This is a genomic window from Kocuria sabuli (assembly GCF_040981185.1).
GTDB classification, from domain to species: domain Bacteria; phylum Actinomycetota; class Actinomycetes; order Actinomycetales; family Micrococcaceae; genus Kocuria; species Kocuria sabuli.
In genome coordinates this window covers 138,741-162,205 of sequence record NZ_JAVHZE010000008.1, presented here as the reverse complement: position 1 = coordinate 162,205, position 23,465 = coordinate 138,741, and the positions used below count along the sequence as shown (strand labels likewise).

Annotated in this window: 18 protein-coding genes and 1 tRNA gene; 13 read left to right on the top strand and 6 right to left on the bottom strand. The window is 74.2% G+C overall.

The features are described from left to right. Positions 1–182: 182 nt before the first annotated feature. The gene (otsB, locus tag RE027_RS10230; protein WP_368808150.1) at positions 183–989 is read right to left on the bottom strand and encodes a trehalose-phosphatase; all 807 of its coding nucleotides are present in this window, start codon (positions 987–989) and stop codon (positions 183–185) included. Next, positions 986–2,488 carry an alpha,alpha-trehalose-phosphate synthase (UDP-forming) gene (locus tag RE027_RS10225; RefSeq protein WP_438612430.1) on the bottom strand — a complete coding sequence of 501 codons (1,503 nt, stop codon included), beginning with the start codon at positions 2,486–2,488 and terminating at the stop codon, positions 986–988. Before RE027_RS10225 ends, otsB begins: the two co-directional genes overlap by 4 nt. Before the next feature lie 167 nt (positions 2,489–2,655). Here RE027_RS10225 and RE027_RS10220 point away from each other — a divergent pair, with 167 nt between their 5' ends. The 5 genes from RE027_RS10220 to RE027_RS10200 all read left to right on the top strand — a co-directional run bounded on the left by RE027_RS10220 (position 2,656) and on the right by RE027_RS10200 (position 9,615). After that, positions 2,656–3,519, top strand: coding sequence for a DsbA family protein (locus RE027_RS10220; protein WP_368808149.1), 864 nt, complete (start codon positions 2,656–2,658; stop codon positions 3,517–3,519). 164 nt (positions 3,520–3,683) lie between these two features. After that, positions 3,684–3,760, top strand: a tRNA-Thr gene (locus tag RE027_RS10215). Positions 3,761–4,123: 363 nt separating this feature from the next. After that, positions 4,124–6,532, top strand: coding sequence for an OpgC domain-containing protein (opgC, locus tag RE027_RS10210; RefSeq protein WP_438612432.1), 2,409 nt, complete (start codon positions 4,124–4,126; stop codon positions 6,530–6,532). Between the two features lie 171 nt (positions 6,533–6,703). Then, on the top strand, positions 6,704–7,357 hold the full coding sequence (locus RE027_RS10205; protein WP_368808147.1) for an RAD23 family protein: 654 nt from the start codon (positions 6,704–6,706) through the stop codon (positions 7,355–7,357). 20 nt (positions 7,358–7,377) lie between these two features. Further along, positions 7,378–9,615 (top strand): L,D-transpeptidase family protein, encoded by a 2,238-nt coding sequence (locus RE027_RS10200; protein ID WP_368808146.1) that lies wholly within the window; start codon positions 7,378–7,380, stop codon positions 9,613–9,615. Between the two features lie 88 nt (positions 9,616–9,703). Here RE027_RS10200 and RE027_RS10195 read toward each other — a convergent pair whose 3' ends face one another. Then, complete coding sequence (locus RE027_RS10195) at positions 9,704–10,306, bottom strand: TIGR03085 family metal-binding protein (RefSeq protein WP_368808145.1); 603 nt, start codon at positions 10,304–10,306, stop codon at positions 9,704–9,706. Positions 10,307–10,402: 96 nt separating this feature from the next. Continuing rightward, positions 10,403–10,858, bottom strand: coding sequence for a DUF3817 domain-containing protein (locus tag RE027_RS10190; protein WP_368808144.1), 456 nt, complete (start codon positions 10,856–10,858; stop codon positions 10,403–10,405). A gap of 339 nt (positions 10,859–11,197) precedes the next feature. On the opposite strand from RE027_RS10190, the gene RE027_RS10185 reads away from it, so the two are divergent. The 8 genes from RE027_RS10185 (at position 11,198) to RE027_RS10150 (ending at position 21,848) form a co-directional block, all read left to right on the top strand. Then, positions 11,198–11,989 carry a DeoR/GlpR family DNA-binding transcription regulator gene (locus RE027_RS10185; protein WP_368808143.1) on the top strand — a complete coding sequence of 264 codons (792 nt, stop codon included), beginning with the start codon at positions 11,198–11,200 and terminating at the stop codon, positions 11,987–11,989. Then, a complete protein-coding gene (locus tag RE027_RS10180) occupies positions 11,986–12,960 on the top strand; it encodes a 1-phosphofructokinase family hexose kinase (RefSeq protein ID WP_368808142.1) in 975 nt (324 codons plus the stop codon). The genes RE027_RS10185 and RE027_RS10180 overlap by 4 nt, the downstream gene beginning before the upstream one ends. Positions 12,961–13,025: 65 nt before the next feature. Continuing rightward, complete coding sequence (locus RE027_RS10175) at positions 13,026–15,143, top strand: PTS fructose transporter subunit IIABC (protein ID WP_368808141.1); 2,118 nt, start codon at positions 13,026–13,028, stop codon at positions 15,141–15,143. Positions 15,144–15,208: 65 nt separating this feature from the next. After that, positions 15,209–16,909: a phosphoenolpyruvate--protein phosphotransferase gene (gene ptsP / locus RE027_RS10170; RefSeq protein ID WP_368808140.1), complete on the top strand. Its 1,701-nt coding sequence runs from the start codon at positions 15,209–15,211 to the stop codon at positions 16,907–16,909. 80 nt (positions 16,910–16,989) lie between these two features. Next, the gene (locus RE027_RS10165; protein WP_368808139.1) at positions 16,990–17,268 is read left to right on the top strand and encodes an HPr family phosphocarrier protein; all 279 of its coding nucleotides are present in this window, start codon (positions 16,990–16,992) and stop codon (positions 17,266–17,268) included. Positions 17,269–17,409: 141 nt separating this feature from the next. After that, positions 17,410–18,597, top strand: a complete 1,188-nt coding sequence (locus RE027_RS10160; RefSeq protein WP_368808138.1) for a hypothetical protein — start codon at positions 17,410–17,412, stop codon at positions 18,595–18,597. A gap of 159 nt (positions 18,598–18,756) precedes the next feature. Beyond that, positions 18,757–19,839 carry a lipid II:glycine glycyltransferase FemX gene (locus RE027_RS10155; RefSeq protein ID WP_368808137.1) on the top strand — a complete coding sequence of 361 codons (1,083 nt, stop codon included), beginning with the start codon at positions 18,757–18,759 and terminating at the stop codon, positions 19,837–19,839. 62 nt (positions 19,840–19,901) lie between these two features. Further along, entirely contained in the window at positions 19,902–21,848 is a 1,947-nt protein-coding gene (locus RE027_RS10150; RefSeq protein WP_368808152.1) for a threonine/serine exporter family protein, read from the top strand. Positions 21,849–21,873: 25 nt separating this feature from the next. Here the strand turns inward: RE027_RS10150 and RE027_RS10145 are convergent, their stop codons facing one another. After that, positions 21,874–22,734 (bottom strand): siderophore-interacting protein, encoded by an 861-nt coding sequence (locus RE027_RS10145; protein WP_368808136.1) that lies wholly within the window; start codon positions 22,732–22,734, stop codon positions 21,874–21,876. A 36-nt stretch (positions 22,735–22,770) separates the two neighbouring features. Beyond that, entirely contained in the window at positions 22,771–23,448 is a 678-nt protein-coding gene (locus RE027_RS10140) for a uracil-DNA glycosylase (protein WP_368808135.1), read from the bottom strand. Positions 23,449–23,465: the final 17 nt, after the last annotated feature.

Here is a 23,465-nt window from a genome sequence, read left to right as displayed (position 1 = left end):
GCATAGCTCACAGCAGACATGGTTCAGGCCTCTTTCCCGGCAGGCACGTGCCGGACGATCCGAAGGAGAAGAGCACCCCCCGCAGGTGACGGGGGCCACAGTGATCCTAATCACTGCGGCCCCCGTGGGCATCGACACGCCCGCACGCCGCCACGGTGCTGCTCCGCAGCGACGTCGCCCCGTCACGCCAGTGCGTGCCTGCGCAGCTCGGCCAGCCGGGCGAGCACTCCGGCCAGCTCGGCGGGGGAGGCGACCCGGTGCGCCGCGGCCGTCTGCCCGGTGCCGACCTTGATGCCCAGGTCGCCGGGGCCGAGCTCCCGCACGGCGTTCTCGTCCGTGACGTCGTCGCCGGCGAAGAGCGTGACGTCGGCCCCGGTGGCCTGCATGAAGGCCGTGATCCCCTCGCCCTTCGTGGCCGTGTGCACCGAGGACTCGACCACGTGCTGCCCGGGGGTGATCTTCAGGCCCTCGAGCCGCTCGAAGGCCTCCAGCATCTCCTGCTCGGCGCGTGCGGACAGCGACTGGTCCACCATCGTGCGGGTGTGGAACGCCGCGCCCGTGGGCTTCAGCTCGAGCTTGGACCCCGGGTACCGGGCCACCTGCGCCTCGACGAGCGCGGTGGCCCGGTCCAGCAGCTCCTGCTGCGCCGGCGAGAGCCGCAGCTCGGAGTCCGCCGCGGCGTCCCCGAGGGCGTCGAGGAGCAGCTCGGCCCCGTGCGAGCCGGAGAGCAGCATCCGGCCCTCCGGGTCCACCACGGAGCGCAGGAACCGCATGGGCCGTCCCGAGATGACCGCCACGTAGGTGCGGTCCGTCGCCAGCAGCTCCTCGAGCGCGGCCTGTGCCTCCGGCAGCGCCCGGCTGTCGCCGGGGTCGTCGGTGAAGGGGGCCAGCGTGCCGTCGAAGTCCAGGGCGACCAGCAGGGTCCCGGCGCCCGCGGCCCGGCCGAGGGCCTCCTCGAGCGCCGCCCGGGTGTCGGGGGTGTCCGTCACAGCTCCTCCTCGGTGGTGCCGCCGGAGCGGGTGCCGGCGAGGTCCCGGAGGAACGTCTCCGACCAGTCGGTGACGTCGTTGCCCAGCACCTGGCGCCGCATGGCCCGCATCCGCTTCTTCGCCTCGGCCGCGGGCATGTCCTTGGCCCGCAGCATCGCGTCCTTGAGCCCGTCGATGTCGTGCGGATTGATCAGGAGCGCCTGCTTGAGCTGCTCGGCGGCACCGGTGAACTCGGAGAGCACCAGCGTCCCGGACCCGTCGGTCTTCGCCGCGACGTACTCCTTGGCCACGAGGTTCATCCCGTCCCGCAGGGAGGTCACCAGCATCACGTCGGTGGCGAGGTACAGGGCCACCATCTCCTCGAACGGATAGCCGTGGTGGAGGTAGCGGATCGCGGTGTGGGAGATGGTGTCGTGCTGGCCGTTGAGGTGTCCCACGAGGCCCTCCACGTCCTCGCGCAGCTGGACGTAGGACTCCACCCGCTCTCGCGAGGGGTTGGCCACCTGGACCAGCACCGACGGGCCGACCGTCAGCTTCCCGTCCTCCAGCAGCTCCCCGTAGGCCTTGATGCGGTGCAGGATGCCCTTGGTGTAGTCGAGCCGGTCGACCCCGAGGAACACGGTCTCCGGGTCACCGAGCTCCTGCCGGATCTCCTGGGCGCGCTCCTTGATCTCCGGGCGCGAGGCCAGCTCCTGGATCGCCTCGGCGTCGATCGAGATGGGGTAGGAGTGCGCGCGCACGGTCCACGCGCTGTCGTCCGCGCCGAACCGGGCCCGGCCCTGCCGGAAGGGCACGTCCAGGAACCGGCGCACGCAGCGCTGGAAGTTCTGGGCGTCGCCCGGGCGCTGGAAGCCGATGAGATCGGCGCCGGAGAGACCCTCCAGGACCGCGCGCCGCCAGGGCAGCTGCGCGAAGATCTCGAGCGGGGGGAAGGGGATGTGGTTGAAGAACCCGATGGTCAGGTCCGGGCGCAGGTCCCGCAGGAGCTTGGGGACCAGCTGCAGCTGGTAGTCCTGCACCCACACGGTCGCGTTCTCGGCGGCGACCTCGGCGGTCCGCTCCGCGAAGCGGCGGTTGACCCGCCGGTAGGAGTTCCACCAGGTGCGGTGGAACTCCGGGGGCGCGATGACGTCGTGGTACAGCGGCCACAGGGCGGCGTTGGAGAACCCCTCGTAGTAGTCCTCCACCTCCTGGGCCGAGAGCGGGACGGGCGCGAGGTGGAAGACGTCGTGGTCGAAGCGCTCGAGGATCTCGTCCGCGGCGCCGTGCCAGCCCACCCAGGCCCCGGCGTTGCGGGCCATCACCGGGGACAGCGCCGCCACGAGGCCGCCGGGGGAGCGGCGCCACGAGGACTCGCCGTGCTCGACGACGCGCTCGACCGGCAGCCGGTTGGAGACCACGACGAAGTCGTAGCCGGCCTCCTGCGCCATGTCCGTCCGGGGCTCCGGCACCTGCTCCAGGTCGGCCGAGGAAGCGGTGGGATTCTGCTCTGCACTCACGAAAGGGTCCTTCCGGTGGGTCGTCGTCGTCCTACGCCCCAGTCTATTCGTCAGTGTGCTCACGTTTCCGCCTGGGGATTGCCTGAGTCGGCGGGCCGCGAGGGGGTCCGATAATCTGGGCGACGACACGTCCGCATCCGCCCCCGAGGATCTTTCGAAGAGGACCCATGGCATCCAGCAGCAGCACGAGCCCCGACTCCAGCACCCGCGACGCCGCCCGCGAGCGGGCCCGGCAGGTCGCGGACCAGCACGCACGCCAGGACAAGCGCCGCCGCCGGCTGCTGCAGTTCGGCATCCTCGCCCTGGTCCTGGTGATCCTCGCGGTCATCGGCGTGGTCGTGGCGCAGAACCGTGCCCAGCAGATCCCCGAGGCAGGCCCCGTCCCCGCCAGCGCCAACCAGTGGGGCGGCACCGTCCTGACCGCGGACGGCATCCGCACGGGTGAGTCCGAGGTGGAGCAGCGCGATCTCGCCGAGGTCCCCGAGGCGCCCGAGACCCCGGACGAGAGCGCGGTCCCGCCGGGCGTCGAGGCCTCCGCGGAGGACGAGCCCGTGCAGGTCGTCATCTTCCAGGACTTCGAGTGCGTGCACTGCGCCGACTTCGAGACCGAGAACGGCGAGGCCCTCGAGGAGGCCGTGACCTCCGGGGACATCACCCTGGAGTACCGCAACCTCAACTTCCTCGACCGTGCGACGCCCACCATGTACTCCTCCCGCGCGGCGGCCGCGGCCTACGAGGTGGGCAACCAGGTCTCCACCGAGCAGTACCTCGCCTTCGTCGAGGAGGTGTTCTCGCACCAGGGCTCCGGCGGGCTCGACGACGAGCAGCTCGTGCAGATCGCGGACACCCATGGTGCGGACATCGCGACCGCGCTGGAGGAGAACACCTGGCGGCCCATGGTCAACGTGGTCTCGCAGGAGTCCCTGGCCAACGGCGTCTCCGGGACCCCGACGGTCTTCATCGACGGTGAGCGGCTCGGCAACGAGACCTTCCAGGACGCCCTCGACGAGGCCGTGGCGGCCAAGGACTAGGACCTGCCCGGCTCCGCCCGCACCGGCGGCGCCGCAACCCCACGGAGGGTCTGCGGCGCCGCCGGTGCGTGTGGACCCCGGGATTTCGGGGACCCCGGACGGGTCCGATATCCTGGGGAACCGGTCGCCCGGCCCGCGCACGCGCGGGGCCCCGGTGGCCGCACGCCTCCTTAGCTCAGCTGGCCAGAGCACCTGTCTTGTAAACAGGGGGTCACCGGTTCGAATCCGGTAGGGGGCTCCACAGCACGCGGTCGTCCCCGGGGCGACCGGTCATGAGGCGGGACGAGGTCCCGGTGCGGACCGCCCCGCGGGCAGTGACCGAGCGCCTCCACCGCCCGGCCCCGGCGCACGGACCCCTCGCGGCGCACCCGGGCCGGGTCACGCGGCCCGGGGCGGCGGGGGGAAGGGCGCCGCGCCAGGGCGCCGGCGGCGCCCTTCCAGGGTCCGGCGGCGGGCCGCTCCGGCGAGTCGCCGCCGGGTTCGCGTCCCCGCGCGGCGTCCGCGGCGACACTGGGTCCGACCGGCCCCCACCGACCCCCCTCGGAGCGCCCCTGTGAGATCCGTCGTCCGACGCCGCACGAGCCTGCCCACCGCTGCCGCCGCGATGCTGGTGCTGCTCGCGCTCGTCCTCCTCCCGTCCGGCCCCGCGCGGGCGGCCGAGACCCCAGCATCCGGTGCGCCGTACCTGGGCGCGCTGCTGGACTGGGGCGCCGACTCCGCCGCCGGGCACGCCGACCGCCTCGGCGCGCCGGCTGCGATCTACGGACGGACCGTGCCGCTGCCGATGGACGACCGGGAGCAGGGCCACCTGCGGGGCTACCTGTCCCAGACCTCCGAGCAGGGTGCGCACGCCCTGCTCACGATCCGCCCCGGGATCGCGCTGGACCGGGTGGACGAGGCGCGGGCCTCGGTCCTGGCCGGGCAGCTGGCCGACGCCCTCGAGGGCTTCGAGGGCACGGTGTTCGTCCGGTTCGCCCCGCAGATGAACGCCTCGTGGGTGCCCTGGGGGCAGCAGCCGGAGGCCTACACCGAGGCGTTCCGGGCCGTGGCCGACGCGCTGGGCGCCGAGCTCGAGGACCCGGTGATGGTGTGGTCGCCCACGGCCGGCACCGACTACCCGTTCCGCGCCCCCACGTCCGTCGCCCCGGAGGGGGTGGACCTCGCGGCACTGGACACCGACGGCAGCGGGGTCTGGGACGGGGACGACGACGCCTACAGCCCCTACTACCCGGGCGACGACGTCGTGGACTGGGTGGGTCTGTCCGCCTACCACGACGAGACCGGCAGCGGGGAGGCCCGCAACACCGTTCCCGGCCCGGACGCGTTCGGCACGCTGCTGGGCGCGCCGGGCGGGTCCGGCGCCGCGGCCGACGGCTTCTACGCCACGTACGCCGCCGGCCACGACAGACCGCTGATGGTGGAGACGGGCTCCTTCCACAGCCCCGGGGCGGACGGGCCGTCGGCCCTCGACGTCAAGGCCCCCTGGTGGGACCAGGTGCTCGCGGCGGCCTCCTCCGGGGACTACGACCGCATCGGCGCGGTCGTGTGGAACGAGACGACCGAGGAACGCTCGGACGGGGCGGTCGCGGTCGACTGGCGGTCCACCGCGGAGCCCGGGCTCGCCACGGCCTTCCGGGACCGGGTGGAGGCCTCGTCCCTGGTGACCGGCCCGGTCACCGAGCGGTCCGCCCTGCCAGGTGCGTCGTCCTCCGCCTCCGGGGCCGTCGTGCAGGGGACCGCGGCGTGGGTCCTGGCCGCGGCCGTCCTCGGGGCGGGGCTGCTCCTGTGCCTGCTGCCCGGCCTGCAGCGCGCGCGGTCGTGGGGCTACGCGGAGTCCGCGTCCCGGGACAGCCGCATCGACATGCTGCGGGGGGTCGCGATCGTGTTCGTCGTCGTCAACCACGTGGGCCTCACCTCGCTGTTCCAGCTGCTGACCCAGGAGACCGTGGGCGTCGTCTCCGGCGCCGAGCTGTTCGTCCTGCTCTCCGGGGCTGTGCTGGGCATGGTCTACGGGCCGCGGGTGACCGGCGATCTCGGGGCCGTCGTGGACCGCACCACCGCGCGGGCGTGGAAGCTCTACGTGACCGCGCTGGTCGTCGTGCTGCTCGTCTACGCCCTGAGCCGGTTGCCCTTCCTCGACTCGGGCGCCGTCACCACCTTCACGGACCAGGGCACCGGCGCGGCGGGGGCGGGCGCCGCGGGGAGCACGTACGACCTCTACGCGGGCATGGAGGGGCTCTTCGAGTTCCCCGTCCCGGCCCACCTGGTCCCCGCCCTGCTGCTGCTGCAGGTGGGCCCGTGGCAGTTCAACATCATGGGGCTGTACGTGGTCCTGCTCCTGGTGAGCCCCCTGGTGCTTGCCGCTCTCGCCCGCGGCTGGGCCTGGCTCGTCCTGGCGGTCAGCGCCGCCCTCTACGCCGCGGGCGCGCTCCTGCGGATCCGGCTGCTGCCCTCGCAGTTCGAGGACTCGTTCCCCCTGCTCGTGTGGCAGGTGCTGTTCGTGCTCGGCCTGGTCGCGGGGTTCTACCGGCAGCAGGTCGTGGCGTGGTTCTCCGACCGGCGCCGCCGGCCGGTGCTCGTCGCCTGCCTGCTGCTCGCGGTCGCCTTCGCGCTGTTCTCCTGGTCCAGTCCCTATGCCAGCAGCGCCTACGACGTCCGGCTGGCCCTGCTGCCGGACGCCGCCTTCCACACCGTCTACGACGCCTTCTTCGGCCGGACGTACCTGGGGATCGGCCGGCTGCTGAACGTGCTCCTGGTCGTCGTCGCCGGCTACGCCCTGCTCAGCGCCTACTGGGCGGTGTTCCGGCGCGCCCTGGGCTGGTTCCTCATCCCCCTGGGCCGGGCCACCCTGTACGTCTTCATCATGCACGTCTTCCTGATCCTGGCCGTGGCCAACGTCCCGGTGCTCCAGCAGGGCGACGTGCTGGTCAACACCCTCGCCTACGTCGGTGTCCTGGGCCTGCTGTGGGTCATGGTCCGGACCCGGTTCCTGTTCGGGATCGTCCCCCGCTGAGGGCCGTCCGCGGGAATCCCGGGCGGTCCGCGACGGTGCCCGCCGGGGGTCCGGAGCACGGCCCGCGCCACACCACGTCATGCGGATCACTATTGCAAATCGCGGTGTAGCGTGACCCCCAACGACCGGCCCGGTCGGGTCCCTCCCCTGGACCGTGACGAGGAGTCACCGATGACAGTCCTGTTTTCCCCGTCGTACGGCCGGCGCCTCGGGCCCGTCTGCGCGGCCCTGCTCGCCCTCGCCATCACCGGGTGCACGGAGGGTCCGGACGCCGGTGGACCGGCCTCCCCGGCAGCGGTCTCCGAAGCGGTGCCCACCGGGACCGCGAGCACCGCCCCGGCGCCGACGGGGACCCCGGGCGCCGGATCCGCGGCACCGGAGAGCCCGGCGCCCTCCGGCAACGACGTGGCTCCCTACGACGACACCGCCACCCGGGACGCCTCTGCGGCCTTCGGCTCGACCCAGCAGCTCACCGACTCCCTCGAGGGGACGGTCGACGGGCCGCGGCCGGCGACCACGGGGGAGCGCCCCGTCCGAGCCGCCCCCGGGACCCCGGTGCAGGTGTTCACCCTGACCCTCACCAACACGGGCAGCACCCCGGTCGACGCGGCGCCCTGGTCCTTCCCGGTCGCCGTCGCCGGCGACGAGCCGGCCGTTCCCGCCTACGACGAGTCCCTGGGCGTGCGGATGGAGACCTTCCCGACCATCGCCCCCGGTGGGTCCGCCTCGCTCGAGGTCGCCTACAGCGCGGCGCACGACGCCGACCTCGCCGTGCGCGTCTTCGACAACACCACCCCCGACCACTACGTCGAGTTCACCGACTGACCCCCCAGCGAGGGACCACCATGAAGATCTCAGCTCTGCGCACCCCCGCCGCGCTCGCGGCCTGCTTCGCCGTCGTCCTCGCCGGCGCCCCCGGCGCGGCCGCGGCCCCGTCGGCCCCCGTTCCCGGTGTCCCGGCCGCGCCGACGTCGGACGCCGCGTCCGGCCCGGACGCCGCCGCGGCGGCGCAGCGGATCGAACCGGTCGACGACGACCTCACCCTGCCCGGCACCGGACGGGCGGTGGCCGTCGACGTCCTGGCCAACGACGGTCTCGTGGACCCCGCGCAGGTGCGACTGCTGCTCGTGGACCCGGCCGCTCCCCGCGCCGAGGACGAGCTCGGGGAGGAGCTGCGCACGGAGCTCGGCTCGCTGCGCGTGATCTCCCCGGACACCGCGCCGCAGGAGCTGCCCGAGGGCTGGCAGGCGCCCGAGCACCCCGTGCTCGTGCTGCTGCCGGACACGGAGGCGCCGGCCGGCGCCGTCGAGGTCGGCTACGCCGTGCGGGACGCCGCGGGCGCCGAGGCGCGCGCCGTGCTCACCCTGACACCGGAGCCCACGGGCACGGCCTCCCCGGAACCCTCCGGGGAGTCTGCGTCCGAACCCGCGGCGGAGCCCTCCACCGGCAGGCCGTCCACCGGGGAGCCGTCCGCCGCCGGGGAGCCCACCGCGGACTCCACCGAGGACCCGGCGGCCGAGCCGACGACCGGGCCGGCGGCCGAGCCGACGGAGGGGCTCGCGGCGGAGCCGTCCGCGGGAGCCCGCGCGGCCGCGGCGGACCCCGGGGCGACCGCGGACGTCCCGGCCGAGGTCCGCCGGGCCCTCGAGGCGAGCGCCGCCCGGGTGGCGGCCCGCTCCGGGGAGCCGACCGCCGGTATGCGCCCGTGGAAGGGCGGCTGGGAGTGGCCCCACCAGTACGGCGTGGTGCTGTGGCACGAGGCCCACGGAGCGCACTGGGTGCAGCTGCGGGGCGCGATCGGCCAGAAGTGGCTGCGCGCAGGAGACGTGGACGTGCTCGGCTGGCCCCTCGGGGACGAGTCCTGCGGTCTGGTCGGGGGCGGGTGCCGGCAGTCGTTCTCGAAGTCCCACACGGTCTACTGGAGTCCCGGCACCGGGGCGCGTGCGGTGAAGACCAAGGGGGCCATCGGGCACAAGTGGATCCTGTCGGGGTGGGAGTCCGGGGCCTACGGCTATCCGGTCACCGACGAGATCTGCGGTCTGGTCGGGGGCGGGTGCCGGCAGTCGTTCTCGAAGTCCCACACGGTCTACTGGAGTCCCGGCACCGGGGCGCGTGCGGTGAAGACCAAGGGGGCCATCGGGCACAAGTGGATCCTGTCGGGGTGGGAGTCCGGGGCCTACGGCTATCCGGTCACCGACGAGATCTGCGGTCTGGTCGGGGGCGGGTGCCGGCAGTCGTTCTCGAAGTCCCACACGGTCTACTGGAGTCCCGGCACCGGGGCGCGTGCGGTGAAGACCAACGGCGCCATCGGCCAGCGGTGGATCGGCACGGGACGGGAGCGGGGAACCCTGGGCTATCCCGTCGTGGACGAGACCGGGACCGGGACCGTGCACCAGAAGTTCCAGCGCGGCCTCGTCACCTGGAGCCGCTCCGGGGGGTCCAGGATCCACCTCTTCCGCGGTGAGTGCCACCACCTCAACACGGGCCGGTCGGTGCAGCCGACCCGCAACGCGGGGCGCGTGTCCCTGACCATCGCGGAGGGCTACGGGCGGTCCGAGGCCACGTTCGTCAACTGCGTGCGGATCGCCGGCAGCTACGTCGAGGAGTGGCGCACGTCGGCCTACGTGGGGGCGAGCGGGTTCAAACGCCCCGGCGTCCCCTCCGGGCACACGCAGTACCTGTACTCGCCGCAGGGCTCGTACTCGGTCACCGAGTCCTTCGGGGTCTACAACCCCGGCACCGCGCTGCCCTACCGCCAGCTCAACCCCAACTCCAGGTGGGGCGGGCGCCCGGGCAGCCTGTACAACAAGTACTTCGAGTCCACCGGGTACACCTGGCCGGACGAGAACATGTGGTACTTCTCGCAGTCCGGCGACTACCGGCTGGGCGTGGTGATCAACTACAACCGCCCGCCCGACTCGCCCATCGTCCAGGGCAACGGCTTCGCGATCTTCCTGCACGCGAACAAGAAGCCCACCGCCGGGTGCATCGCCCTGCACGAGCACGAGGTCGCCCGGTACATGCGCACCGCGCGGCCCGGTGACCGGATCATCATGGGCGTCCGCGCGGACCTGTTCCGCTGATCCGGCGGCGCCGACGGAGCGGCGGACGGCAGAGGGGCCGCGCGGTGCGCGGCCCCTCTGCCGTGGGTGCGGGTGCGGGGGGACCGGTCTACTCGACCGTCTCCTCCACCCGGGCCTGCTCGCGCCGGCCGAAGGCCCACAGCAGCAACTCGCTGGGCACGGCGCGCAGCACGCGCACGGTGCCCGTCCGGCCCCGGCCGCCGCGCACGGCGCCGTAGGACGGGGCGATGAGCACGACGGTGTCCTCCTCGTCCTTGAGCATGACCTTGGCCATGAGGCTCAGGGCCTGCCAGAGGGCCTGCTCCTCGTCGTGCAGCAGCGGGCGCTCGTGCCACTCGGGCTGGGCGCGGCGGGCGTCCTCGTGGTGGACGAAGAACTCCACGGTGTTCATCCGCTTGTCCAGCGGCCCGAGCCGCGCCGGGGAGTACAGCGGCGGGTGCTCCACCTTCCGCACGAGCTCCTCCCATGGCTGGCCGGCCACGACCTCCTCGGTGCGCCGGGCGCGCTCGCCCAGACCGGGCACCCGGGACAGGGCCCTGCCGGCGAGCACGTCGGGCCGTCCGTCGCGCAGGACGAGGTGCACGGCGAGGTCGCGGGTGGTCCAGCCCTCGCACAGGGTAGGGGCGTCGGGGCCCAGGCGGCGCAGGAGCGCGGCGAGGTGCCGGCGCTCGACATTGGCGAAATTGGTCACGTGGTTCCTCCTCGTGGCCCGCCGTCGGTCGGCGGTGCCGTCCCGGGACCACGCTATACCGGGCGCCCCGGGGCACGGTACCGCCCGCGCCGCGGCTCAGTCGCGGGGGACCGGAGGGCCCAGGTGGAGCAGCACCGAGGCGACGACCGCGACCCCGGCCGCACCGGCGAGCACGGCCAGGACCGGGCTGCGCAGGGACCAGGCCTGCACCCGTTCCAGCACGGTGACCGGGTGCTCGCCGCCGGGCGCCAGCCGCCAGCCGCCGGTGAGCCGCCCGGAGCGCTGCGCGCGGCGCTCGAAGGAGATCGTGGCCCAGGGGACGAAGGCGCTGGCCAGACCGAGCGCCCCGAAGCCCGCCGACCACTGCCGGTCCACCCACACGAAGCACGTCACCACGCAGTAGGCGAGGAACACGACGCCGTGCAGCATCCCGAAGACCGGGACGAAGGCCTCGGAGACCCCCGTGTACTTCAGGACCATGCCGAGGATCAGCAGGGTCCACGTCACGGCCTCCGCGAGGGCGGAGCGGCGGTAGAGCTCACGGGGCGTCATGGGTGCTGCTCTCCTGGGGGTCGGGTGCGCCGGGGCGGAGGACCGGTCCGTGCCCGGCACGGTGTGCGCGCCCCGGGCCGCGAGGAGCTCCTCGCGGGGCCCTGCTCGACGATCCGGCCGTCCTCCGTCACCAGGATGATAGCGGCGCCCCCGGACGCCGGAGGAACGGTGCACGACGACGGCCGAGGTCCGGTCGCCGCGAGGCGGTCCACGAGGGTCGCACGGGCGACGGCGACGCTTCGTGAACTGGGTCACGACTTCCTCTGGTAAAACCACACGAAGTCACATAAACTCAAAGGAACGCAGGACCAGCACAACGTCGTCCGTGAGGTGGATGCCATGTTCGCAGAGGAACGCCAGGCCGAGATCGTCGAACTCGTGGGCACCACCCGCCGGGTCAACGGCGCCGAGCTGGCTCGCCGCTTCGACGTCACCATGGAGACGGTCCGCCGCGACCTCGCCGCCCTGGAGGCCGCCGGGCGGGTCCGCCGGGTGCACGGGGGCGCCGTCTCCGTGGACCAGTCCACCTCGGACGAGAAGGCCATCCACTCGCGCCAGCACCTCAACACCCCCGAGAAGCGGCGCATCGCCGAGGCGGCGTTCACCCTCCTGCGCAACAGCGGGGCGGGGGCGGTCGTGCTCGACGCCGGCAGCACCGTCGAGGCGCTCGCCGACCTCATCGTCAGGACCGACTCCAGCCTGCCGGACGGGCAGGAGCAGCTCATCATCACCCACGCCCTGCACATCGCGGCCAAGTTGGCCGACGCCACCGGCATCGGCCTCGAGCTCGTGGGCGGGCGGGTCCGCAAGCTGACCTGGGCCGCCGCCGGCGGGCGGGCCGCCGAGCACTACAGCCGGCTGCGGCCCGACCTCGCGTTCGTGGGCTGCAACGGGATCCACTCCGCGTTCGGGCTGAGCACCCCGGACCCCATCGAGGCGGTCGTCAAGACCGCCATCATCCAGACCTCCCGGCGCGTCGTGGTGCTCTGCGACTCCGCCAAGCACGATCAGGAGACCCTCATGCGCTTCGCGTCCCTCGAGGACATCGACACCCTCATCACCGACCGGGCGCCCGGTCCCGAGCTGGCCGCCGCCCTCGAGGAGGCCGACGTCGAGGTGATCGTCGCGTGATCCTCACCGTCACCCTCAACCCCTCCCTCGACCGCACCGTCGAGCTCCCGTCCCCGCTGCGCCGGGGCGCGGTCCAGCGCGCCGAGGGCGCCCGTCAGGACGCCGGCGGCAAGGGCGTGAACATCTCCCGGGCCCTGCGCGTGAGCGGCGTCCCGACCCTGGCGGTGCTGCCCGGGGATCCCGGGGACCCGCTGCTGGCGGAGCTCGCCGCGGCGGAGGTCCCCTGCGAGACCGTCCCCGTGGGCGCGCCCATCCGCTCCAACGTCACGATCACCGAGCCGGACGGCACCACCACCAAGATCAACGCCCCCGGCGCCCCGCTGCTCCCGGAGCACGTCGACGCCGTGGTGGAGATCCTCGTGCAGCGCGGGGCGGACGCCTCCTGGGCGGTCCTGGCCGGCTCCCTGCCGCCCGGCGCCCCCGGGGACGTCTACGCGCAGATCGTCCGCCGCGTCCGGTCGGCCCTGGGGGAGCGTGCGCCCCGGTTCGCCGTGGACACGTCCGGGGCCGCCCTCCAGGGGGCCACCGCCGACGACGGCGCCCTGCCCGACCTCATCAAGCCCAACGGCGAGGAGCTCGCCGAGCTGGTGGGGACGCACGACGGCGAGCGGCTCGAGGCCGATCCGGACCTCGCCGCCGCGACCGCCGCCGCACTCGTGCAGCGCGGCCTGGGAGCGGTGCTGACCACCCTCGGGGCCGGCGGGGCGGTGCTCACCGTGGCGGAGGGCTCTTGGCACGCCGTCCACGAACCCGTGTCCGTGCGCTCCACCGTGGGCGCCGGTGACAGCTCCCTCTCGGGCTACCTCATCGCCCAGGAACGCGGCGACGCGCCGGCGGAGTGCCTGCGGCAGGCCGTGGCCTCCGGCTCCGCCGCCGCCGCCCTGCCGGGGACCCGCGTCCCGGCCCTCTCCGAGACCACACCCGGGGCGGTCACCGTGCGGGAGCTCCCCGCACGCGCCGTCGCCGACTGACCACCTCTCACCTCCACCTCATCCGAACCACCCGGGCATCGACCCGGCCGCTCAAGGAGGACACTGTGTCCGAGCTCATCACACCCGACCTGGTCTCGCTCGACCGAGACCTGGGCGGGGACAAGGAAACCGTCATCGGCCAGCTGGCCGCCCTGGTGCAGCGCACCGGGCGCGCCGAGCAGCTGGACGGGCTGCTGGCCGACGCCATCGCCCGCGAGAACAAGACCGCCACCGGCATCCCCGGCGGCATCGCCATCCCGCACTGCCGCTCCGCGGCCGTCACCGAGCCGACCCTGGTCATGGCGCGCCTGGCGGAGGGCGTGGACTTCGGGGCGAAGGACGGTCCCGCCGACATCATCTTCTTCATCGCGGCGCCGGAGGGCGCGGACCAGACGCACCTGAAGCTGCTGGCCAAGCTCGCCCGCTCGCTCATGAAGAAGGACTTCGTGGCGGCCCTGCGCGCCGCGCGCTCCGAGCAGGAGGTCGTGCGCATCGTCGACGACGCCCTGGGGCTGAGCCCGGCCCCCGAGGGCGGCGAGGCCCCCGCGGCCGGCACCGCCGCCGGGTCCACGGCGGCCGCCGCGGTGCCGGCGTCCGTGCAGTCCCGCTCCGGCGATGCGCAGCCGGCCGCTCCGGCCCCGGCCGAGGGCGCCGGAGGGCGCGCGGGACGCAGGATCGTGGCCGTCACGGCCTGCCCCACCGGCATCGCCCACACCTACATGGCCGCGGACGGGCTGACCTACGCGGCCGAGGAGATGGGGGTCGACCTCCAGGTCGAGACCCAGGGCTCCGCGGGCTTCACCAAGCTCGACCCGGCCACCATCGCCGCGGCCGACGCCGTGATCTTCGCGACCGACGTCGACGTCCGGGACCGGTCCCGCTTCGCGGGCAAGCCCTACGTCGCCTCGCCGGTCAAGCGCGGCATCGACGAGCCGAAGGTCATGATCGAGGAGGCGCTCGCCAACGCCGAGAACCCGAACGCCAAGCGCGTGCAGGGCGCCGCCGGCGGCGCCGCCGACGAGGCCGCCTCCGAGGGCGGCCTCGAGGGCTGGGGCACCCGCATCCGCAAGGCCGTGATGACCGGCGTGAGCTACATGATCCCGTTCGTGGCCGCGGGCGGTCTGCTCATGGCCTTCGGGTTCATGATCGCCGGCGCGGACATCGCCAACGTCGCCGACGACGTGCTGACGGGCTCGACCCTCTGGAACCTGGGCGAGTTCACCCTCGCCCAGTACATCGGGGCCGTGCTGTTCAAGATGGGCAACCTGGCCATGAGCCTGCTCGTGCCCGCCCTGGCGGGCTACATCGCCTACGGGCTGGCCGACCGTCCCGGCATCGCCCCCGGCTTCGCCGCGGGCCTGGTCGCCAACTTCATGGACGCCGGCTTCCTCGGCGGCATCGTGGGCGGTCTGCTGGCCGGCCTCGCCGCCTACTGGCTGGCGCAGCCCCGGCTGCCGCGGTGGCTCGGCTCGCTGATGCCCGTGGTGATCATCCCGCTGCTCGCCACGATCTTCGCAGCGGGCCTGCTGCTGATGGTCCTGGGCGGACCGATCGCCGCCTTCATGGCGTGGCTCACCGGGGTCCTCAGCGGGATGACCGGCGCCAGCGCGCTGGCGCTCGGCGCGATCCTGGGCCTCATGATGGGCGCGGACCTGGGCGGTCCGATCAACAAGGTCGCCTACACGTTCGCCGCCGCGGGACTCGGTGCCGCGACCGCCGTGAACACCGCCCCGCAGGAGATCATGGCCGCCGTGATCGCCGCCGGCATGGTGCCTCCGCTGGCCATGGCCCTCGCCTCGACGGTGGCCAAGCGCTACTTCACGGTGGCCGAGCAGGAGAACGGCAAGGCCGCGTGGCTGCTGGGTGCGTCCTTCATCTCCGAGGGCGCGATCCCGTTCGCCGCGGCGGACCCGCTGCGCGTGCTGCCCGCTTCCATGATCGGCGGCGCGGTGGCCGGCGCGGTCAGCATGGCCACGGGTGTCACCTCCGCCGCGCCGCACGGCGGGGTCTGGATCCTGCCCGTGATCGGCAACCCGCTGATGTTCCTGCTCTCGGTGGTTGTCGGTACGGTGGTCACAGCAGCGCTCGTCGTCGCCCTCAAGCACGTGGGTGGAGCGCACGGACGGGTGGCCGACGCCACCCGCTCGCGCGAGGACGCCGCCGCTGTGCCGACCACGGCCTGAGCGACGCGCACGGGCCCGCTGCCGGGCCCTGACCGACCAGCACGTATTCCAGGAAGAGGAGCACCATGCAGACACTGACAGGCGTGGGGGTGTGCGCGGGCCGCGTCATCGGCGAGCTCGTGAGCATGCCGGAGCCCGTGTCCGAACCGGCCGAGGGTCTGACCCTCCGGGACGAGGAGCCCGAGGCGGCGGTGGCACGCCTGCAGGAGGCCGCGGCCGCCGTCAAGGCGGAGCTGAAGCGACGGGCCGAGGCGGCCACCGAGAAGGACGCCGCGGACGTGCTCAAGTCCACCGCGCTCATGGCGGGGGACAAGGCGCTGCTGAAGAACGCCGCGAAGCGCATCACGGCCAAGCAGCTCGCCCCCGAACGGGCGCTCTGGGAGGCTGCGACCGACTACGCGGAGCAGATGCGCTCCCTCGGCGGGTACATGGCGGAGCGGGCCGCGGACATCGAGGACGTCCGCGCCCGGCTCGTCTCCCAGCTGCAGGGCCTGCCCATGCCGGGGATCCCGCAGCAGGACACGCCCTTCGTGCTGACCGCCGAGGACCTCGCCCCGGCGGACACCGCCACCCTGGACCCTGCCAAGGTGCTCGCGCTCGTCACCTCCGGCGGCGGGCCGCAGTCCCACACGGCCATCCTCGCCCGCAACCTCGGGCTGCCCGCGATCGTGGCAGCCCGGGGCGTCGCGGACATCGCGGACGGCACCGCGGTCTTCGTGGACGGGGCCACCGGGGAGATCCGCACCGAGCCCGGCGCCGGCGAGCAGGAGCTCGTGGACGCCTGGGTGCGCAGCGCCGGGGCCCGCAGCGCCTTCGACGGGCGGGGCGTGCTCTCGGACGGCACCGAGGTGCCGCTGCTCGCCAACGTGGGCACCCCCGAGGACGCCCGGGCGGCGGCCGCGGCCGGCGCCCAGGGCGTGGGCCTGCTGCGCACCGAGTTCTGCTTCCTCGGCCGGGACAAGGAGCCGTCCGTCGAGGAGCAGGTCGAGCAGTACACCGCGATCCTGGAGTCCTTCGCCGGCAAGAAGGTCGTCGTGCGCACCCTCGACGCCGGGGCCGACAAGCCCCTGCCCTTCCTCACCGACATCGCCGAGCCCAACCCGGCCCTCGGGGTGCGCGGCTACCGCACGGACCGCACGGTGCCGGGCGTGCTCGCCCGGCAGCTCGAGGCGATCGCGCGGGCGGAGGAGGCCACGGACGCGCAGGTCTGGGTCATGGCCCCGATGATCGCCACCACGTCCGAGGCCCGGGACTTCGCGCAGATGACGGCCGCCGCCGGGCTGCGCGTGCCCGGGGTCATGGTCGAGACGCCGTCCGCCGCGGTGACCGCCGACCAGATCCTGCGGCACGTCGACTTCGTGTCCCTGGGCACCAACGACCTCACCCAGTACACGATGGCGGCCGACCGGATGCTGGGCTCCCTCGCGGAGCTCAACAACCCGTGGCAGCCCGCCGTGCTGCGCATGGTGCAGAGCACCGTGGAGGGCGCCCGCCGGGCGGAGGCCGAGGGCGCCGGGCCGCGCAACGTGGGCGTGTGCGGGGAGGCCGCGGCCGATCCCGCGCTCGCCGTGGTCCTCGTGGGCCTCGGGGTGCACACCCTGTCCATGAGCCCCCGGGGACTGTCCGCGGTCGCCGCCGTCCTGCGCAGCGTCGACCTCGGCACGGCACAGTCCCTCGCCGCGCTCGCCGTCGAGCAGGCCAGCGCGGAGGAGGCCGCCGCGGCCGTGCGGGCCGAGCTGCCCGTGCTCGCGGAGCTGGGACTCTGACCCGCGTCCCGCACCCGTCCGCACCACACCAACCACCGGGGACCGCCAACCAGGGCCCCGCAACCCGAAGGAGAACCACCATGGCAGAACGCACCGCGACCATCGCATCGTCCGTCGGCCTGCACGCCCGTCCCGCCGCGATCTTCGCCGAGGCGGCCGGGGAGTACGACCTCGAGATCACCATCGCCGCCGAGGGCGAGCCCGAGGACGAGGCGATGGACGCCTCGAGCGTGCTGTCGCTGATGTCCCTCGGCGCCGGCCAGGGGGACAAGGTCGTCCTCCGCGCCGAGGGCGAGGGCGCCGAGGCCGCGCTCGAACACCTCGTGGGCATCCTCGAGACGGACCACGACGCCGAGTAGGCGACCGGTCCGCCGACGCCACCCACGGCGCCCGTCCACCCCCGCGGTGGGCGGGCGCCGTGGTGTCCGGCCACGCCGTGGAGGCCTCCCCGGGCACCGACTACCGTGGAGGCAGTGCCCGCAGACCTCGATGGAGGACCGATGGCTCCCGCACCAGCACCGCTCGACCCCGGCGCACCCGACCCGGCCCCGCGGCGGGCGCTGATCGTGGGCCCGGCCGGGGACCGGGGGGCGCAGGCCGGGGCGCGGGCCCTGGGACAGGCCGGCTGGACCGTGGGCATCGGCGCCCCGGCCGGACCGGGCCTGCTGGGGGCCGCCCGGGCGGCCGCGGTCCGCCACGAGGTGCCGTGCCCCCGCGGCGACGGCAGCGACTTCATCGACGGCGTCCGCCGGGCGCTCGCCGAGGGGTCCTACGACCTCGTCCTCGGCGCCGGCGACGACTGGACGGCCGCCGTCTCCGCCTACCGCCGGCACATTCCCGCGGCGGTGGCCCACCCCGTCCCCGAGGTCCTGGCCGCCGCGCTGGACGAGGTGCGTCTGGCCGAGCGCGCGTCCCGCGCCGGGCTCGACGTCCCGCGGACGCTCCCGGGCACGGACGCGTCGCTGGCCGCGTGGGAGGGACCGGTCGTGGTCGGGTGCCGTGCCCGCTGGGTGCCCGGGCGGACGCGCCCCGGCCCCTTCGCGCCCGAACTCTTCCCGGACGCCGCCTCCGCCGCCGCCCGGGTCCACCGGATCCGTGCCGCCGGGGCGGAACCGGTGCTCCGCCGGCCCGTCCACGGCCGGCCCGGCGCGCTGATCGGGGTCCACCACGACGGGCGGCTGCACGGTCGCGTGCAGCTGGTCACCTCGCGGCTCTCGCCCCCGCCCGACGGCGTCCCGGTGCGCGCCCGCACGGTGCCGGTCGACGACGCACTGGCGGCCCGCGCCGAGGCGCTGCTGCGCGGGCTGGGCTGGTGGGGCCTCGTGGAGCTGCAGTTCGTTCCGGGGGAGCAGGGGAGGCCCCACCTCGTCGGCCTCGGCGGCCGGTTCTCCGGGGCCGTGGCGCTGGCGGAGGCCGCCCGCCCGGGACTGGCCGACGCGTGGGCCCGGCTGGCGCTGGGCCGGCCGGTGCCGAGGCTGCCGGACGCACGGAGCGGGGTGCGCTGCGCCTGGCTCGCCGGGGACCTGCGGCGGGCCGTCGCCGAGCGCCGCGGCGGCCTGGCGGCCGACGTCGCCGACACGCTCCGGTGGGGCCTCGTGGCCCGGCACGGCGTGGAGGACCCCCTCCGTCCCGGACCGGACCGGCGCCCCGTCTCGCGGCGGTCCGCGGGCGGCGACCGCTCCCGGTAGTCCCGCTCGCCGCCGCCGCACGGCGCGCGGCGCCCCGTGTGCGGCACGGCTCAGATCGGGCTCAGGCCTGCACGGTTAGACTGGCCCGGGCCGGTCCCCGCCGGCCCCGCGGCCGATCCCGGCCGCACACCCCCGACGACCCCGACGATTGAGAGAGCCTTGCGAGAGTTCACCGCACGCTTCGCCACCGCCCAGGAGATCGCCGACTGGGACGCCCATGTCACGGCGAACCCCCAGGGCGGCAACCTGCTGCAGTCCGCGTCCTTCGCGGACGTCAAGGCGGACCACGGCTGGCGCCCCCTGCACCTCGTGCACGAGCCCGCCGACGGCGGGAAGGCCTCCTACAACCTGGTCCTCGAGAAGACCGTGCCGGCCCTCGGCCGCCTGTGGTACATGATCAAGGGCCCCGACGTCGCGTCCGTCGACGACGTCCCGGGGATCGCCGCGGCCAGCGCCCGGTTCGTGGGCGAGGAGCGGCTCAACGTGTTCGCGATCAAGATCGAGCCGGACGTCCTGGACTCCGACTACGCGCGGGGCGTGCTCGCCCGCGCGGGGCTGAAGAAGTCCTTCAACATCCAGCCCAACGACTCGACCGCGGTCCTCGCCACCGACCGGGACGAGGAGGCCGTGCTGAAGTCGCTGCACTCCCGGGGACGCAACGCGGTCCGCAGGGCCCTGCGCGAGGGGTGCACGGTCGAGCGCGTGGAGCTCACCGAGCAGAACATGCGCAGGATGTACGCGCTCATGGACACCGTGGGCCAGGGCGAGGCGAACGTGAACCTGCGCTCCTACGAGTACTACGCGAAGTTCTGGACCGCCTTCGAGCGGGCCGGGCAGGGCCGGATGTACTTCACCTACGAGGACGGGGAGCCCTCCGTGGGCGCCTACGTCATCGCCTACGGCACGAAGGGGACGTACAAGGACGGGGGCTCCAAGCCCCGCCGCCGCCAGTACGGCGACTCCCACCTGCTCCAGTGGACGGCGATCACGGACCTGATGCGCGAGCACGAGATCGTCGAGTACGACTTCTGCGGCACCCCGCCGAGCGACCAGCTCAAGAACAAGGAGCACCCCTACTACGGGCTGGGCCTGTTCAAGACGAGCTTCACCAAGTCCGTGGTCGACTTCGTGGGCGTCCACGACCAGGTGCTGAGCCCGGCGAAGTACGCCGTGTGGACCAACGTGGCCGAGAAGGTCCAGCGCCAGCTGTGGGTCCGCCGCACGGGCCAGCCCTTCTACTGATCCACCCGCGACCGTCCGCCGGGCCCCCGTTCCCGCCCCCCTGGAAGGAGGACCGCCGCTTGGTGCTCGACCAGCGCACCCCTCTGCGCCCGTTCGCCGCCTACCCCTCGTCCGACGGGGGTGAGGAGCCCGAGGCCTACGTCGTCGAGCCGTTCGGGCCCGGCGGGGACACGACCCTCACGGGGGCCGCCCGCCCGGTCGCCCGCCACGGCGCCGGGGCCCCGCCCGTGCGGCCCACGGAGGCGCAGGCGCTGCTGGCCCGGCGCCGGGCGGGCAGCGCCGACCCGGACGTCGTGCCCGACGCCCCGCAGGCGCTGCCGGTGCTCAGCACGTCCCTGATCCGGACGTACGGGGGCACCTCCGAGCCGGAGGCGCGGCGCGAGCTGCTCTCCGCCGCGCAGACGGCCCCGCTGTCGGCGCCGGCCCGCCGGCGCCGCCGCACCGACACGGGCCCCGTCTCCCGCCCGGAGACGACGACGATCGGTCCCGTCCGGGCCCCCGGCAAGAGCGCCGACCGGATGCAGCGCGGCACCTATCCCTCCACCCGGGCGCAGGGGGCCCGGCCCGGCGGACGCTCCCGGCTGCGCTCCATGCTCCAGGGGGAGGCCGCCCCGACGGCCCCCATGCGCGTGGTGGAACGGCTCAACGCCTCGCCCTTCGCCCACCTGCGCCGGTTCGGGGAGTCCACGGGCCGGGAGGCCCGGCGCACCCTCAACTTCGCGCTGCGGCTCGCGGAGACCATGTTCCACTACGGCGCGGACGCCCTCGACGTGGAGAGCGCCATCATCGCGGTGTGCGCCACCTACGGGGTCGAAAACGTCGAGGTCGACATCACCAACCAGGCCGTGACGATCAACTACGTGGAGGACTCCCACGAGGGCGGGGACACCCGCACCCGCGAGGACGTCTTCAACGACCCGGACACCTCCAGCCACACGGTGATGCGGGTGGTGCGCTCCTGGACCGACAACTACGCCGGGCTGGGGGAGACGCACCAGCTGGTCACGGAGATCGCGGACGGGGAGATGCCCCGCGCCGAGGCCGAGCGGCGCCTCGACGCGATCAACGCCAAGCCCAAGCCGTACCCGCGGTGGATGGTGTCGACCGCCCTCGTCGTGGCCGTGATGGCCCTGACCGTCGGCATGGGCGGCAGCCCCACGGGCGCGGCGGTCGCCGGGGTGACCTGGATCGTGGTGCAGTCGGCCGTCGGCCGTCTGCGGACCTGGCGGATCCCCGAGTTCTTCGTCCTGGCGACCCAGTCCGGGATCGTCACCGTCTTCGCGCTGCTGCTGTCGTGGGCGGGGCTGGACCTCTCCCCGGCGCTGGTGATCGCGGGCGGGATCATCCTGCTCCTGCCCACCAACCGGATGGTCTCCACGATGCAGGACGCCATCAACGGCTTCCCCGTCACGGCGGCCGGCCGGCTGCTGTCCACGGCCATGGCCTTCCTCGGCCTGGTCGCGGGCATCGCCGGCGGCGTGTCGCTCGCCGGCTACCTCGGGATGCCCCGCGTCGACGTCGCCCAGGGCACGTTCGTGCCCGCCTCCCCGGTGGTCAACACGGTCTTCATGCTGGTGGGCACGGCCCTGATCGCCCTGTCGGTGCACGCCAAGCCGCAGCACGTGCTCTCCACCGCGGTCTCCGCGTTCGCCGGGTTGGGGGTCTACCACGCCGGGATCGCCGTCGGACTGGGCGGGCGCATGGACACCGCGCTCGCCGCCGTGGTCAGTGCCTCCGTGGCGACCCTGCTCGCGGCCTACCACCGCGTGCCCCAGCTGATCGTGGCGATCCCGGCCATGACGTTCCTGCTGCCCGGGCTGTCCATCTTCCGGGGTATGTACATGCTCACCGTGGAGACGGAGACCTACGCCGCGGGCATCGTGCTCCTGGCCAACGCCATGGTCACCATCCTGGCCCTGGCCTCCGGGGTGGTGCTCGGGAAGTACCTCATGCGCCCGTTCGTGGGCCACCTCAACGGCACGAGCACCCGCCGCAACCGGCGCCGCTGAGACCCGGCCCGGCCGCCCGGGCCGCTCAGAGGATCTGGCCGACGGGCAGCTTCTTCTCGGCCTGGAACACGTCCTCGGTGCGGCCCTGCGCCCAGTAGCCGGACAGCGAGACCTGCTCGCGCGCCAGGCCCCGGCGCCCGAAGAGCTCGTCGCGCAGGGCCTTCATGGACTCCCGCTCCCCGTGGGCGAAGACCTGCACGCCCTCCGGGCCCGCGGGCCAGGCGGCCTCCTGCACGGCCCGCACGAGCGCGCGCGTGTCACCGGGCGCCGCGTCCCGGCGGAACACCCAGCGCACCGCCATGCCGGCCGGAGCCGTCACGGCCAGGACGTCGCGGGGCGATCCCACCTCGAGGACCACCTCGCCGCGCGCCGAGGCCGGCAGGGCCTCCACCACCGCGAGCGCGGCGGGGATCGCGGCGTCGTCGGCGGCGACCAGGGTCCACGCCGCCTCCGCGGACGGCGCCCACTTGCCGCCCGGGCCCAGGGCGACGATCCGGTCCCCGGGCTCGGCACGGGCCGCCCAGGGCCCCGCGAAGCCCTCGTCGCCGTGCAGCACGAAGTCCATCCACAGCTCGTCCCGCTCGGGCAGGTACCGGCGGATCGTGAAGTGCCGGGTGACGGGCTGCCGGTCTCCCGGCAGGGACTCTTTGAGCTCCCAGTAGTCCGGGTTCCGCCCGGGCGCCGGGGAGGGGTGCTCGCCGGCCGGGTCGAGGAACACGAGCTTCACGTACTTCTCGGGCGGGACGACGTCCGCGTAGCGCTCGGGCTCGTCGATGCCCAGGACCACGCGGACCATCGACGGGGACAGCAGCCGGCGCTCGCGCACTGTCAGGTTCAGCTGCGGCCTGCGGGGCCGTGCGGTCGGGGTCGCGGAGCTCTGGCTCATGCCGCCCACCCTAACGGAGGGCCGCCGGGGCCCGGGTCACAGCCGCCAGTCGACGGGCTCCGCGCCCTGCTGCTCCAGGAGCTGGTCGGTGCGGGAGAACGGCCGGGAGCCGAAGAAGCCCCGGGAGGCGGACAGCGGGGACGGGTGGGCGGACTCGACCGTGGGGAACCCGTCCAGCCACCTGGCGGTGCTGCGGGCGTCGTTGCCCCACAGGATCGCCACGAGCGGCTGGTCGCGGGCGGCGAGGACCTGGATGGCCCGCTCCGTCACGGCCTCCCAACCCTTGCCGCGGTGGGACGCCGGGGCGCCCTCGCGCACGGTGAGGACCCTGTTCAGGAGCATCACGCCCTGCCGCGACCACGCGGAGAGGTCCCCGTGCTCGGGCGGGTCGATGCCGAGGTCCTCCCGCAGCTCCTTGTAGATGTTCTGCAGGGAGCGCGGCACGGGGCGCACGTGGGGCTGCACGGAGAAGGACAGGCCCATGGCGTGGCCGGGCGTGGGGTAGGGGTCCTGGCCGACGACCAGCACCTTGACCTGCTCCAGCGGGTCCTGGAACGCCCGGAGGACCGCCGCGCCCTGCGGGAGCGTCCGGTGCCCGTCGGCGTGCTCCTCGCGCAGGAACCGGCCCATCTGCCGGATCTGCGGCTCCACCGGGGCCAGGGCCTCGGCCCAGTCGGCGGCCATGATCTTGTCCAGGGGCTGCGGCTCGCTCACGGTGCTCCTCGGTGTCG

Coding starts and splice junctions, on each gene's coding strand:
- RE027_RS10220 (WP_368808149.1), top strand. CDS start 2,656: ATGGCATCCAGCAGCAGCACGAGCCCCGACTCCAGCACCCGCGACGCC.
- opgC (WP_438612432.1), top strand. CDS start 4,124: ATGCTGGTGCTGCTCGCGCTCGTCCTCCTCCCGTCCGGCCCCGCGCGG.
- RE027_RS10205 (WP_368808147.1), top strand. CDS start 6,704: ATGACAGTCCTGTTTTCCCCGTCGTACGGCCGGCGCCTCGGGCCCGTC.
- RE027_RS10200 (WP_368808146.1), top strand. CDS start 7,378: ATGAAGATCTCAGCTCTGCGCACCCCCGCCGCGCTCGCGGCCTGCTTC.
- RE027_RS10190 (WP_368808144.1), bottom strand. CDS start 10,858: ATGACGCCCCGTGAGCTCTACCGCCGCTCCGCCCTCGCGGAGGCCGTG.
- RE027_RS10185 (WP_368808143.1), top strand. CDS start 11,198: ATGTTCGCAGAGGAACGCCAGGCCGAGATCGTCGAACTCGTGGGCACC.
- ptsP (WP_368808140.1), top strand. CDS start 15,209: ATGCAGACACTGACAGGCGTGGGGGTGTGCGCGGGCCGCGTCATCGGC.
- RE027_RS10165 (WP_368808139.1), top strand. CDS start 16,990: ATGGCAGAACGCACCGCGACCATCGCATCGTCCGTCGGCCTGCACGCC.
- RE027_RS10160 (WP_368808138.1), top strand. CDS start 17,410: ATGGCTCCCGCACCAGCACCGCTCGACCCCGGCGCACCCGACCCGGCC.
- RE027_RS10145 (WP_368808136.1), bottom strand. CDS start 22,734: ATGAGCCAGAGCTCCGCGACCCCGACCGCACGGCCCCGCAGGCCGCAG.